The organism is Ekhidna sp. (genome assembly GCF_965247405.1).
In the GTDB taxonomy this organism is placed as follows: domain Bacteria; phylum Bacteroidota; class Bacteroidia; order Cytophagales; family Cyclobacteriaceae; genus Ekhidna.
The window spans coordinates 3,079,227-3,092,212 of record NZ_OZ252014.1 but is presented as its reverse complement, the minus strand read 5'-3'; the positions used below and the strand labels follow the sequence as shown (position 1 = coordinate 3,092,212).

The 12,986-nt window shown below is 42.2% G+C and carries 16 protein-coding genes; 9 read left to right on the top strand and 7 right to left on the bottom strand.

Annotated elements, in window-relative coordinates; all coding sequences use genetic code 11:
- Nucleotides 1-80: 80 nt before the first annotated feature.
- The 7 genes from ACP14Y_RS14300 (at nucleotide 81) to ACP14Y_RS14270 (ending at nucleotide 6,309) form a co-directional block, all read left to right on the top strand.
- Entirely contained in the window at nucleotides 81-296 is a 216-nt protein-coding gene (locus ACP14Y_RS14300) for a hypothetical protein (RefSeq protein ID WP_349564246.1), read from the top strand.
- Nucleotides 297-395: 99 nt separating this feature from the next.
- A complete protein-coding gene (gene pyrF, locus ACP14Y_RS14295) occupies nucleotides 396-1,211 on the top strand; it encodes an orotidine-5'-phosphate decarboxylase (protein ID WP_424963615.1) in 816 nt (271 codons plus the stop codon).
- A gap of 29 nt (nucleotides 1,212-1,240) precedes the next feature.
- A complete protein-coding gene (locus tag ACP14Y_RS14290) occupies nucleotides 1,241-2,509 on the top strand; it encodes a DUF2851 family protein (RefSeq protein WP_424963614.1) in 1,269 nt (422 codons plus the stop codon).
- Nucleotides 2,506-3,678, top strand: coding sequence for a hypothetical protein (locus ACP14Y_RS14285; RefSeq protein WP_424963613.1), 1,173 nt, complete (start codon nucleotides 2,506-2,508; stop codon nucleotides 3,676-3,678). The genes ACP14Y_RS14290 and ACP14Y_RS14285 overlap by 4 nt, the downstream gene beginning before the upstream one ends.
- 32 nt (nucleotides 3,679-3,710) lie before the next feature.
- Nucleotides 3,711-4,346 carry an acetyltransferase gene (locus tag ACP14Y_RS14280; protein WP_424963612.1) on the top strand — a complete coding sequence of 212 codons (636 nt, stop codon included), beginning with the start codon at nucleotides 3,711-3,713 and terminating at the stop codon, nucleotides 4,344-4,346.
- A 61-nt stretch (nucleotides 4,347-4,407) separates the two neighbouring features.
- Nucleotides 4,408-5,370, top strand: coding sequence for a rhodanese-related sulfurtransferase (locus ACP14Y_RS14275; protein WP_424963611.1), 963 nt, complete (start codon nucleotides 4,408-4,410; stop codon nucleotides 5,368-5,370).
- Nucleotides 5,371-5,448: 78 nt separating this feature from the next.
- A complete protein-coding gene (locus ACP14Y_RS14270; RefSeq protein WP_424963610.1) occupies nucleotides 5,449-6,309 on the top strand; it encodes a nucleoside phosphorylase in 861 nt (286 codons plus the stop codon).
- Here ACP14Y_RS14270 and ACP14Y_RS14265 read toward each other — a convergent pair whose 3' ends face one another.
- Nucleotides 6,310-6,576 carry a hypothetical protein gene (locus ACP14Y_RS14265; protein WP_424963609.1) on the bottom strand — a complete coding sequence of 89 codons (267 nt, stop codon included), beginning with the start codon at nucleotides 6,574-6,576 and terminating at the stop codon, nucleotides 6,310-6,312.
- 50 nt (nucleotides 6,577-6,626) lie between these two features.
- On the bottom strand, nucleotides 6,627-7,643 hold the full coding sequence (locus ACP14Y_RS14260) for a glycoside hydrolase family 113 (RefSeq protein ID WP_424963608.1): 1,017 nt from the start codon (nucleotides 7,641-7,643) through the stop codon (nucleotides 6,627-6,629).
- Nucleotides 7,644-7,838: 195 nt separating this feature from the next.
- On the opposite strand from ACP14Y_RS14260, the gene ACP14Y_RS14255 reads away from it, so the two are divergent.
- On the top strand, nucleotides 7,839-8,354 hold the full coding sequence (locus tag ACP14Y_RS14255; RefSeq protein WP_424963607.1) for a hypothetical protein: 516 nt from the start codon (nucleotides 7,839-7,841) through the stop codon (nucleotides 8,352-8,354).
- A 222-nt stretch (nucleotides 8,355-8,576) separates the two neighbouring features.
- On the opposite strand, the gene ACP14Y_RS14250 is transcribed toward ACP14Y_RS14255, so the two are convergent.
- Genes ACP14Y_RS14250 through ACP14Y_RS14235 form a run of 4 tightly spaced genes read right to left on the bottom strand, consistent with a single transcriptional unit; the run spans nucleotide 8,577 to nucleotide 11,591 of the window.
- Entirely contained in the window at nucleotides 8,577-9,359 is a 783-nt protein-coding gene (locus ACP14Y_RS14250; RefSeq protein ID WP_424963606.1) for a queuosine precursor transporter, read from the bottom strand.
- Nucleotides 9,349-10,272, bottom strand: a complete 924-nt coding sequence (locus ACP14Y_RS14245) for a ribonuclease Z (protein ID WP_424963605.1) — start codon at nucleotides 10,270-10,272, stop codon at nucleotides 9,349-9,351. Before ACP14Y_RS14245 ends, ACP14Y_RS14250 begins: the two co-directional genes overlap by 11 nt.
- A 2-nt stretch (nucleotides 10,273-10,274) precedes the next feature.
- The gene (locus ACP14Y_RS14240; protein ID WP_424963604.1) at nucleotides 10,275-10,646 is read right to left on the bottom strand and encodes an STAS domain-containing protein; all 372 of its coding nucleotides are present in this window, start codon (nucleotides 10,644-10,646) and stop codon (nucleotides 10,275-10,277) included.
- Between the two features lie 6 nt (nucleotides 10,647-10,652).
- A complete protein-coding gene (locus ACP14Y_RS14235) occupies nucleotides 10,653-11,591 on the bottom strand; it encodes a phosphoribosylaminoimidazolesuccinocarboxamide synthase (protein WP_424963603.1) in 939 nt (312 codons plus the stop codon).
- A gap of 48 nt (nucleotides 11,592-11,639) precedes the next feature.
- Here ACP14Y_RS14235 and ACP14Y_RS14230 point away from each other — a divergent pair, with 48 nt between their 5' ends.
- Nucleotides 11,640-12,458 (top strand): alpha/beta fold hydrolase, encoded by an 819-nt coding sequence (locus ACP14Y_RS14230; protein WP_424963602.1) that lies wholly within the window; start codon nucleotides 11,640-11,642, stop codon nucleotides 12,456-12,458.
- Between the two features lie 357 nt (nucleotides 12,459-12,815).
- Here ACP14Y_RS14230 and ACP14Y_RS14225 read toward each other — a convergent pair whose 3' ends face one another.
- The gene (locus ACP14Y_RS14225; protein ID WP_424963601.1) at nucleotides 12,816-12,974 is read right to left on the bottom strand and encodes a hypothetical protein; all 159 of its coding nucleotides are present in this window, start codon (nucleotides 12,972-12,974) and stop codon (nucleotides 12,816-12,818) included.
- Nucleotides 12,975-12,986: the final 12 nt, after the last annotated feature.

The following is a 12,986-nucleotide window of genomic DNA, read 5'->3' as shown; positions in this document are numbered from 1 at the left end:
ATATAATTGCTCGTGCGGAAACTTTTCCGCACGAGCATTGTTTTATATAATTGTTACGTACATATAAAATTTTTATTGATTTGGCTAGACCTGCAACTACTCCGGTAAAACTTAAAGACGGATATTACATAGAACTCCGACACAAGGGCGAAAGAAAAGGAATCAAACTGAGAAGTGATAGTATTCCAGAATTACACCAGTCGATCAAAAAATACGAGAAACTATACGATGTTCACTTCTATGGTGAAGTGAAAAAAGGCAAAGTCGTAAACGACAAGCTCCCTGAGCTGAAATAAACCTGAGAAATTAGTTGAATTATTCATCCTATATACATAGGAGCAGGAGAAGTACGTTCACACTTTTTATCTTAGCCAAAAATTCATCCACACCATTCAATGACTCGTCAGCAGCTATTTGAGCAAATAAAAAAGAAAGAGTCCTTTTTATGTGTTGGTCTTGACACTGACCTCCAAAAAGTTCCGAAGCACCTTCTCAAAAACGAAGATCCCATCTTCGAATTCAACAAACAGATCATAGATGTCACCCACCAATATGCTGTAGCGTATAAACCGAATACTGCATTTTATGAAGCGCAAGGAGCCAAAGGCTGGGAGTCTCTTCAAAAAACGCTTGAATACATACCCAAAGACATCTTCACTATTGCAGATGCAAAACGTGCAGATATCGGGAATACTTCTTCTATGTATGCCAGGGCATTTTTCGAAAATATGAATTTCGATTCGGTTACTGTCGCACCATATATGGGCTCTGATTCAGTGAAACCATTCCTTGAATTCACCCGAAAGTGGGTGATCATTCTTGCTGCAACCAGTAACCCGGGTGGACTTGACTTTCAGGATATCATCGTTGGTGATGACGGAGAAAAGCTCTACGAACGAGTCATCCGGAAAAGTGCCGAATGGGGAAATGCGAACAACACTATGTACGTGGTTGGCGCCACACGCCCGGAGGCCTTAATGGGCATTCGTAGAATGATACCGGAACATTTTCTCCTCATTCCTGGCGTAGGTGCCCAAGGCGGAGATCTTCAGACCGTATGCAAATATGGCATGAACAAGCATTGCGGCTTGCTAGTCAATTCTTCCAGAGGAATCATTTATTCAGATGCCTCAGAAACGTTTGCTGAAGCAGCTGGAAATGCAGCTCATAAAATTCAGGTAGAAATGGCGCAAATCCTTCAGGGATTATAGCACAAACCGTATCTTAGGAGGTGAATGCTATGGACGAGCAGTTTCTCCACTACATATGGAAATTTCAAAAGTTTGAGCAAAACGAACTCAAACTAACCGATAATCAAACACTTAAAGTATTCTACCCAGGCAACCATAACCAGGACTCAGGACCTGATTTTGAAGAAGCTCGAATCAAAATTGACTCAATAGAATGGGCAGGACAGGTAGAGATTCATTTACATTCCTCTGATTGGAATCACCACAATCATCAACATGACCCGGCTTATAAAAATGTAATCCTTCATGTAGTCTGGAAGCATGACAAGGGAATCCAATTGAACGGCACGCCAATCCCAACACTTGAGCTGAAATCTATTGTAAGTCCGACCTTACTAGAAAAATATAAAAAGCATATTCAGTCCACTCAGGAAATTCTTTGCGCTAATCAGCTCCTTGCAGTTTCTCCCTTGCCAAAGACCAGCATGTTGGATCGAACAATGGTGGAGCGGTTGGAAGAAAAAGCGGACCGAATTTTTGATCATTTAAAAAACAACAGAAGCGATTGGGAAGATGCCACGTATCGGACGCTGGCGGCAAATTTTGGTTTCTCTACGAACAAAGAAGCTTTTGTTCGATTGACAGAATTACTCCCCTTTGCTAAACTCAAAAAAGCACTGCAGAATAAACTATCAACAGAAGCATTGCTTTTTGGACAGGCGGGTTTTTTGAATGAAGAAAATGATGAGTATCAGGGTGCTTTGAAATCAGAGTTTCAGTTCCTCCAAAATAAATACCACCTTCCTGACATGATGGTAAAGCCGCAATGGAAATTCGGAAAACTTAGACCCGCAAATTTTCCATCAGTTCGGCTAGCTCAGCTTGCCGCCCTTCTACACCACCAGCCTAAACTCTTCACCATATTGACACAAACGGAAGGCATAAAAGAATTAAAAACATTGCTGTGTCCCGTATTGAGCGAATACTGGCAAACACATTATGATTTTGGTAAAGGGAGAAAAAAAATAATCAACCATTTTGGCCAAACAACTTTTGAAAACATTCTCATTAATACCGTAGCTCCTTTACTAGCCGCATATGCCCGACATACAGCAAACCCTATCTATATGGATCGTGCGATAGAATTACTCGAATCACTATCAGCAGAAAGCAATCGAATAACGAAAAAATGGGATGAAATAGGCCTTGAATCAAAGACCGCCTTTGACTCACAAGCGCTTATTCAGCTTTTCAAAAACTACTGCCAGAAACGTAGGTGCCTTCAATGTAATATTGGGGTTGAAATACTTAATCGATGATGTACTGGATCATTCATATTATCCTGCTAAGCCTCCTGGCATTTGTTGTTTTCAGGTTTGTAAAAACAGGGCTGCCAAATTGGATGTTCTGGATAGCGCTATGCATGAAACTAGCCGCCGGGGTGATATTAGGGTTGATCTTCTTTGAGTACTACGGATCGGGCGATACCATCAATTTCTTCGAGTACGCAAAAAACTCACATCTTTATAACGGAGACAACCAGCCCAGAACCCAATTCTTTGTTCTGCTACTCAAACCTTTTGTGACCTTATCGGGAGGATCGTATTGGATCACATCTATTTATTTCTCCTTCATAAGTTTTACTTGCTTTTGGTATGGTTCCAAAATACTGATTGCTTTTTATCCTCATCTGAAATGGGTCATCACCGTAAGCTTATTATTCATTCCTTCCATTATTTTCTGGTCGTCTGGAATCATCAAAGACAGTCTGGCTAGTGCAGCCCTTATCATTCTGGTCACCTCGACCATAAAGGTTTATCATGGAAGAAAAATCAATTTATTGGATGCTGTGCTCATTGTAGTGTCGGCATTCCTGCTCTACAAGATCAAACACTATCTACTAATCACTTTCATCGTGTTTGGAGGAGTACTCTTTGCGTTGATGCTTTTCAAAAGTCTCAGCCGAAAATGGAAATTCACATCTTTCCTAATCATTATAGTGGCCTTTTTCACGACCCAGTTTATTCATCCTTACCTGGAAATAGATCGCATTCCCTGGACGCTATATCAAAACAATAGCGCCATCATCGAAAAATCTGACGCTGAAGATGAACTTGATATTGAGATTCAGTCAGACTCCTGGAGTGAAATATGGAGCAATGTCCCCAAAGCGCTACATGCCGGGTTGTTTCGTCCTTCTATCTATGACCACACACCATTCTGGGGATGGCTGCATCGTGCCGAAAATTTGGTGCTGACCATTTTAATCCTGATGTCCTTTTTGCTATGGTTAAAAGAAAAGCCAACGGTAGACTGGCCATTGTTTATCGCGTCGGTTTGCGGTATCCTATTGCTTGCCATTTTACTTCCGCTTTCCACTCCGAATTTCGGAACACTGGTGCGCTACAAAAATGCCTATATGCCCTATCTCTTCCTAATTAGCTCCATCCTGCCCTATCAATACCTTGCTTCACAAAGGGAAGAATAATCGCTAATTTTGCGCCTTCAAAAAGGAAGGACATGGAAAAACCGGTAATCATTTTCGGATCGACAGGAATAGCAAAAGCTGCTCTGGAAATATTCAACTCCAATAACATCGTAGTTTATGGATTTTTAGATGACGATGAAAAAACGCATAATACAGAAATCAACACCGTCACGGTGCTTGGATCGACTGATGATCATGGATTCACTAAGCTAATCGGTCAGAAATGTGAGGCTTTCGTGGCTACAGATGATAATTCATTGCGTAAAGAATATGTAGAATATCTTATTGAAACCAGAAAGGTGATGCCAATGAACGCAGTGCATCAATCGGCTTCCATATCCGATTCGTTCAGCATTGGTCATGGTAACTTTGTTAATGCAGGCGCAGTGCTGTCAAATGATTCCAAAATGGGCAATCACAATGTGATCAATTCGAAAGCGATCATTGAGCAAGAGGTCGAAATTGGCGATTTTGTGCAGGTAGGAGCTGGTTCCATCATCAACACCAAAGTGAAAATTGCAGACGAGGTGTTTATTGGATCAGGAGTTACGGTTGTGGCCGGAGTAACTATTGAAAAAGGTGCACGAATAGGTGCAGGATCTGTGGTGGTTGGAGATGTGAAGAAAGGACAGACAGTCTTTGGTAATCCTGCGGTGGAAGTTAAGTAAATAGCATAAGCTTTATTTTTGTAAAACATTTAACACCCTGCTGAAACAGGGCTCGGTTATTATGGAAAAGCATTACGTATTACTCTATTACTGCTACAGTAAGATCGAAAACCCTGAAGAGTTTAGGGAACAACATCACAAACTTTGTCTAGATCTGGATCTAAGAGGCCGAATCATTGTCGCCTCGGAAGGTCTCAATGGAACTGTGTCCGGCACACAGGAAGCCTGTGAAAAATATATGGATGCTGTCACAAGCGATCCACGTTTTGCTCACACTGAATTCAAAGTAGACACAAACGATCAGCCTGCATTTGAAAAACTGCATGTGCGTGTGAAGCCGGAGATTGTTCACAGTTCTTTAAGGGATATCGATCCTTCAAAGAAAACAGGTGGCTATGTAGAGCCTGAGGAATTCAGAAAAATCCTCCAGGAGGAGCCTGAGGACACGATCATTCTGGACGTGCGGTCCAACTATGAGCACATGATTGGAAAGTTTAAAAATGCCATCACCCTGGATATTGACAATTTCCGTGACTTCCCTGAGAGGATTGAGGAACTGAAAAAGTTTAAAAACAAGAAGATTGTCACCTACTGCACAGGAGGAATTAAATGTGAAAAAGCGAGCGCATACCTTTTAGAACAAGGATTTGAAAACGTACATCAACTCCATGGCGGAATCATTAAATACGGATTAGAGGCAGAAGGAGAAGATTTTGAGGGGAAATGCTACGTGTTTGATAGCCGCATAGTTAAGGATGTCAATAAGGTCAACCCAAAAGTAATCTCCAAATGTTACGTGACAGGTGACCCTTGCGACCGGATGGTAAACTGTGCTAATCCGCATTGCAATAAACACATACCAATGAGTGAGAAGGGAGCCGAGATTTACAAAGGTTGCTGCTCTGAAGAGTGCATGAACAACCCGGACACTCGCGAATATGATGGAACTGGTTTTTATCAAAAGAAAATGAACGGATACAATCCTTACAAAGGATTGAAGAGAAAGGCCTCTACCAATAGCTAGATTAACTTTTTGCAAAAAAAGTGATTCTAAGGTGTTTCCTAGTTACTTTTAAGGGAGCCTTAGAAACCTAACCAAGCTATGCCTCACACATTTTCTGAGACGAACCTTATTCTCAACCCCGATGGCAGTGTCTATCATCTAAGCCTGAGACCAAAAGATATCTCAGACAAAATCATCGTTGTTGGCGATCCCGGACGGGTTCATCGAGTATCTCGACATTTCGATTCAGTGGAATTTGAAATGAACAAACGTGAGTTTATCACACATACTGGAAAGTATAAAGGAAAACGACTCACCGTCATCAGTTCCGGAATGGGAACAGACAATGTAGAAATTTTGATGACCGAGCTCGATGCGCTCTTTAATATCGACCTGGTACACCGGGAACCGAAACCCAGAAGAAAAAAACTTCAGATCATTCGAATCGGCACGTCCGGCACCATCCGAGATGAAATAAAGGTAGGCAGTCATCTGGCTACTGAATACGCGATCGGTATGGATCCAATCATCCACTTTTATAAGTTTAAGCACAAAGGAAAAGAGCGTCGGATTGTTGAGAAGTTTCAGGAAGAAATTGGCATTCCATACCTACCCTATTGTTTCAAAGGATCAACCACGCTTTTTGAAAAGTTTAAGGATTGCACCATCGCAGGAAATACGGTGACCTGTCCCGGCTTTTATGCTCCTCAGGGAAGAGAACTGCGAATTCCTATTCGTTTTAAAGAAATCATTGAAAAGATGCAATACTTCCATGAAGAGGACGTGTGGATTACCAACCTGGAAATGGAAACAGCTGGCTATTATGCATTTGGAAAAATGATGGGGCATGAGATGCTTAGTCTGAATGCCATCATGGCAAATCGGGTAAAATCTAACTTTGCCAAAGATCCCAACAAGGTAATCGATAGCCTAATCCAAAAGGTGCTGGATCGGATCTAATCACTTAAAAAGGGATCCAAATGCTTTGTGGAGTGCTTCAGCAGCATCATTGAGATGCTCGCGGGCTTGTGCCCATTTTTCGTTTCCATTTGAGGATCGATTTCTGATTTGTTCTTCAATCTTTTCTTTCTGAGCCTTAAGCTTTTCAATCTGCGCCTCCATATCTTCAGAAACCTTTGAGCCGGCCTGCTTAGTCTCCTCCACCAGCCGATCGATTTTCTTTCCCAGTTCTGCCAGTATATCCTCCACTTTTCGTTTCTCACTCATAAGTCTTGTCGTTGTAGTGGAAATTTAAGTAATTCAACTCATTAAATGAGTTAATTGGCTTTTTTCCCGTACCACCGTGCAATCACCGCCTCTGCAGGCTTATTCTGAGGGGTCCACTCGGTACCTCGCCACCTACCGCCTGGAAGGGTATTGAAATGCCACTTCCAGAAAAATCCACCTACCCACCATTGCTCGTTTTCCAATGCCTCAAAAGTAGCCTCATATGCATCCGCCTGTAGCTGAGGGTTGGCGCTTGACTCTGACTGATCAACCTCCCAATGGCTGCCTGCAGCACCATTTGCGCTCTGAAAACCATATTCGGTAAAAAGGATGGGCTTGCCCCATTTTTTGGAAAATAACGATAGCTGCTGCTTGATAGGGTCCCACCCTTTCCTGATCTCCGACAAGTCCGGGTGAATTCCCTCTGCGAGTGGGAAATACGCGTCGATTCCGATATAGTCTACCTGATCCCACCAGGTGATGTTTTGGTAGTTATCCCAATTGGAGGCATAGGTGATCTTGCCTGAGTACACTCCGCGAACCTGCTTTATTAATGACCTCCAAAACGCTGGTCGCTCCCTTGCAGGAATGCGATACTCAGTCCCAATGCAAAAAAGCTCAACCCCCATGGAATCTGCTTTTATTGCATGATTCAGAATGTATTTGGTATAGTCAGCCTCCCAAATCATCCATTTATCTTCAGTGTCCAGATTAAAGTCCCCTACCCAGCCAGCACCTCTCGCCCATACATGAGGCTTTACCATTACTTTAAAACCATGATCTTTGGCGTATTGGATCAGTCTGCAATTGCCATCCGTATGCTCACCCCACCACTGACGAGAGTGATCAAATGAGACATTTGGTTCGTTATCACGGGAGAATGCGTAAGGTATGAGTGCTACCCAGTCTGCATTTATCCGCTTCACCTCTCCCATCTTTTCTGATGTGATTTCTCTGGGTGGGTTCACCAGGCTGGCTCCATTGATTCGGATATTATCTTCTACCGGCAGAAGCACCATAGCCACCACACCAAGAACCAACAGACTAAACAGAACAAGCAAACGCATGATGGAAAGATACGCTGAGATCTTAAAAAAGTTAGAAAGCGTGTTTTTAAACGTCTATCTACTTTTTTATACGGTTATTAATACGGTTAATAAGGAGTTTGGCATGGCGAATAACTGCACTAGAATAATGATTTTGCATATTTTTGGAGTAATGGCGTTTAGCCAGATGTTACATGTCAGTCGCACTTCGAACATATGAAACCAATACTTTTCAAAGAGCTCTTTAAAAAGGAACCCAAGAAAATCATTCGAACGGTCGGACTATTCTACGCCGGAATTGGAGCGTGGTGCTTCTTCGGACTAAAACTGATGAAATCGACTGTGTACAACTTCCCAGAAGACAAGGAACTTGAAGGATTCAACAGAACCTCCCAGATACTTCAAAACATCTGGACAACTTACATGCCGTTCCTGATCATGATTGGACTGAGCATGGTTGCTTTTTCATTTGCCCTTGAACGACTAAAAGAACAACGAATAGTCATTCAAACTGGTATTTTAGTGGTGTGTGCAATCTGGGTAATTGGTTACTCGGTAGCCTTCATCCCCTATCTTCAAGCTTTCCAGTCAATTATACCTGAACAGAGAGGTCTACTTAACGGACTAAATTACATTTACACAATATTTGGATTTGGTGCTGTATTCGCACTAATGACTATTCCTAATTACAAAGTACTCAAGAAACTGAAAGATGAGAATACCGCCATGTAACAAGCGGTAAAATGCATGTGGCTGCTGCCTATTTGCCACTTGCAGTGCAACTGAACCGCGATTTCTGGCTTTTGGAAAGTGTTATGCTTTCTACTTTTCTTACTGCCACTCGGTAAAATGCTTGTGGAACGTGCTGTATCTGAACCGTTGTGAGTTGGAGCCAGAATCGCTACTTTTATCGGAATTTAAAAAGCTCGGGCCACACAGCATTTTACCTGAGCGTTAAAACCTACTCTCGCTTGCCTCTTCCTTAATCCGATCCGCCTCCTCTTTTCCCAGGTATCTATCAATAAGAAAGTGGCCGAGGTATATGAATGGTGTTAGTGCAATCGCGACAATGAATTTGTAGATGTAGTTGAGTGAGCCTACGGCCATCACCTGAGAGAAATCCCAGCGGCTCTCCACAGGTGCCAGAATGTAAAATGCTATGGTCAGCACTACAAAGCTGTCAATCAGCTGGGAGATGAGTGTTGAGCCAGTGGCTCTCAACCAGATCATCTTTTCACCTGTAATTTTTCGCAATCGCTGAAAAATGATCACATCCAGCAACTGCCCAATCAGGAATGCTATGATGGAACCAACAATGATCCCTAAACCTTGCGTATAGATTTTATTGAAGGCAAAGTTCATATTGAAGTAATTGCCATCCGGATCGCTATTGTTTACTTCAAGCCAAAATCCCGCTGGACTCAGCTGGGTCACCAGCCAGATCATTAGAAACGCATAAGCGATACAACCTACTGCAATGAAGCTGATTTTTCGGACACCTGCTTTACCAAAGTATTCGTTAATAATATCTGTTGTGATGAATACCACCGGCCAAATCATCACTCCGGCAGTCAAATTGAAGTCTAGTGTATAACCAAAGATGTCAAGATTGGCCGGCTGCCAACCCAACGTTTGCTCCAGTGAAAATATCTTTACACCAATCAGCTCTGCCAGGATGGCATTGGTGAGGAAAATGGCACCAAGTAAGATGAATAAGTTTTGCTTCTTATTTCCCATCCACAATAAATTTAGTGCCCTCTATTGCCAGTTCTGAACGCTCAAAAACAGCTTTTGCTTCATCAATGATTGGATCCAATTCTTTGTATCGCGCTGAAAAGTGCCCGAGCACCAGTTTCCCGACACCTGCATCTTTCGCGTATTGTGCGGCTTGTTCTGCAGTAGTATGATAGGTATCTATCGCTCGTTCTTTCATGTCATTGGCAAAAGTAGCCTCATGATACAGCAAGTCTACTCCCCTGATGGTTTCGAGTAGCTCCGGACGTAAGCGGGTATCTGAAAAGAATGCATAGCTGAAACTGGGATGCGGATCCAGCGTAAGGACTTTATTTTCATATCTGACCTCTCCATTCTCATCCATAATGTCTTCTCCATCCTTTAGTCGGATAATATCCAGATTGGAGAGCTTCACTTCTTCCAACATCTTTCGATTGATCCGACGCTTCTTGGGTTTTTCCTTAAATAAATATCCGGAACACGGTACCCGATGATCCATCGGCAAGGTGGTCACAGTATACTTGGGATGATCGTAAATCAATTCTGATTCACCAGGAGTGAACTCTTTAAAATTGATCTTGAAATTGAGAGAGGTCTCTGAATATCGAAGTTGAAGCTGGAGAATCTCAGACAATCCCGGAGGACCTACAAGCAGAAGGTCTTTCTTCCTACCAAACAGGTGCATGGTAGATAGCAGGCCTATTAAGCCAAAATAATGATCGCCATGCAGGTGTGAAATGAAAATATGATCGATACGTGATAGTTTGACCTTATTTCGCTTCATCAGAAGCTGAGTCCCCTCTCCACAGTCAATCAAAAAATATTGGTCCTGAAATTTTAAAACCTGCGCAGTATGGTGCCTGCGGTGAGCAAACGCCGCAGAGTTAGAACCTAATATTAGTAGTTCAAGGCTCAAGTTTATTCCGCTGCGCCCTGTCCTTTGTTGATTGCCGCTAATAATACCATGTCGGCTGCCTCTTCCTGACCAGCCACAATGTTCATTACTTTGTCTAACTGGCTGATCGAAATCAACTTCATCACATGGTCGGTCACGTTGAAAAGGACAAACGCTCCGGATTCTCCAAATGCACGATTACCAACGAGCAAAGCACTAAGCCCACTGGAATCTACATATTTCACATCAGTCATATCCACAATCAGGCTTTGCACCCCATCCTGAGCCAACTTCATAAACTCTGACTTTAGCTCTGGGGATACCATAGAATCAACTTTCTCCTGGTTGATCTTTGCTATTGAATAATTCTCGTATTTGTCTACAGTAAATTCCATAATCTTCTATTCTACTATTTGGGCTATTTCCTCTTTAATTCGGGCTAATTTATCCGAGTATTCGTCCTTAACAAACTTTTCCCCGGAGATGTTCTCATAAAGTTCGATGTATCGGTCTGAAATCAGAGCTACTCGCTCTTCAGGTATTTCCGGTATTTGCTGTCCTTCTTTGCCTTGAAATCCCTCAGAAATCAACCATTGTCTTACGAACTCCTTGGAAAGTTGTTTCTGTGGCTCATTGTTTTTCAATAGCTCCTCATATGGATCAGCATAAAAGTATCGGGAAGAATCTGGCGTATGTACCTCGTCAATCAGATATATCTGCCCATTATACTTTCCGAACTCATATTTGGTGTCCACCAATATCAATCCGCGCTCTGCAGCTATTTCAGTCCCCCTCTTGAAGAGCTTACGCGTGTAATCTTCAAGTTTTAGGTAGTCTTCCTCAGCTACAATCCCCTGCTTCAAAATTTCCTCACGTGATATATCCTCATCATGTCCCTCATCTGCTTTAGTGGTCGGAGTGATAATTGGTTTGGGGAATTTTTCATTTTCCTTCATCCCTTCAGGCATTGGAACTCCGCACAATATGCGTTTCCCATCCCGGTATTCACGCCAGGCATGCCCCGTCAGATATCCTCTGATGACCATCTCCACCTTGAATGGATCGCATCTTTTGCCAAAGGTTACATTAGGATGTGGGGTCTTTTCCACCCAATTAGGTATTATATCGCTGGTGGCGTTCAGAAACTTAGCAGCCAGTTGATTTAGCACCTGCCCTTTATAAGGAATGGGTTTAGGAAGCACCACATCAAATGCTGAGATTCGATCAGTTGCGATCATGGCCAGCTTGTCGCCAAATTCATATACCTCGCGAACCTTTCCGGTGTATTTTCCGGTTTGTCCATTAAATTGAAAATCAGTGGAAATGATGCCTTGTGACATAGAGGGCAAATATAGCCCCATGTCCATGATTGGTTCTACAGATATCCGATGAAAAAACTCGTAATCATACTCACCTTGTTCGCTACCTGTGAATTTCGCATGAGTGATGAGGACGCCCGGGAGGAATTGAATGAAAGTGTCAGCATCCAATTTGGCGATCTAGAGGTGGGTGAAAGGAATATACATTATGCTTTCTCGGGTAATAAAAGAGACTTTATGATCGTCTTTTTACATGGATCACCCGGCTCATGGAATGCTTTTATTGATTTCTTCAAAATAGATTCACTTGTTAAGGAGTTTGATGTCCTAGCTGTAGATCGTCCGGGCTTTGGTAATTCTGGCTATGGGGTATCTGAGCCCTCGCTGGAAAAGCAAGCATTCCTGATCAATGAGGTACTGAATCAGTTTCCCAATAAAAAGAAAATCCTCATAGGTCATTCATTAGGTGGACCCATTGCAGCCCGAATGGCTATGGACTACCCCAAAGCATATCATGGAATGATCCTGGTGGCCCCATCCATAGACCCTGATATGGAGGAAGATCAATGGTATCGTTCGGTCATAGACACCAAATTCGGAGCATTCTTTACACCTAAAGAATTCGAAGTAAGTAATAGTGAAATATTACTGCTTAAAGATGAATTAGAATTGATGGAGCCACTTTGGTACAAAATAAAAATACCAACGATCGTCATACATGGATCGGACGATTCGCTGGTACCTAAAGAAAATGCAGCTTTTGCGAAACGTGTACTCCCGGATTCAATGGTGAATATCAATATGCTGGAGGGTGTTAACCATTTCATACCATGGACGCACCCGCAGGAGATATTAAAGGCCATCAATCAACTGACTGATGGCCTATGATCTATCCTCCATAGCTAGACGCTGAGCGTCTGTTTCATAAATGTCTCGCATTTTTCCCTACTGCCTATATACAGGATGCTAAAGCCTTTCTTTACCATCCAGTCACCTGTTTGTGATTTTGTTAACCGTATTTTATCGTCGTTTCCTCTTTTCGCAAATAACCTAAAAAGATTCATGGTGAGTTTTATTTTAAGTTAAAAAATTGTATCATTTATATATTAAACATGAATATAGTAATTTTTGTTGTGTTTAAATGCAATTTTTTATTAATATTTTCACATTTATAAATGGATTCGAATAAAAAAAGGCGACACTTCAATAGAAATGCCGCCCATGGTGAGATTTTTTTTGCTGTTCTTACATCGCGTGACTCATATACGTTTCACACTTGTCCTTAGACCCAATATAGAGTACAGTTGAACCCTTTCTTACGACCCATTCCCCACTTGCTTCTTTTCTCATTTTTAGCTGGTTTTCGTCGGTTGATTTTCCTAGTAGCGTTTTAACGAATTTCATTATCTAATAGAT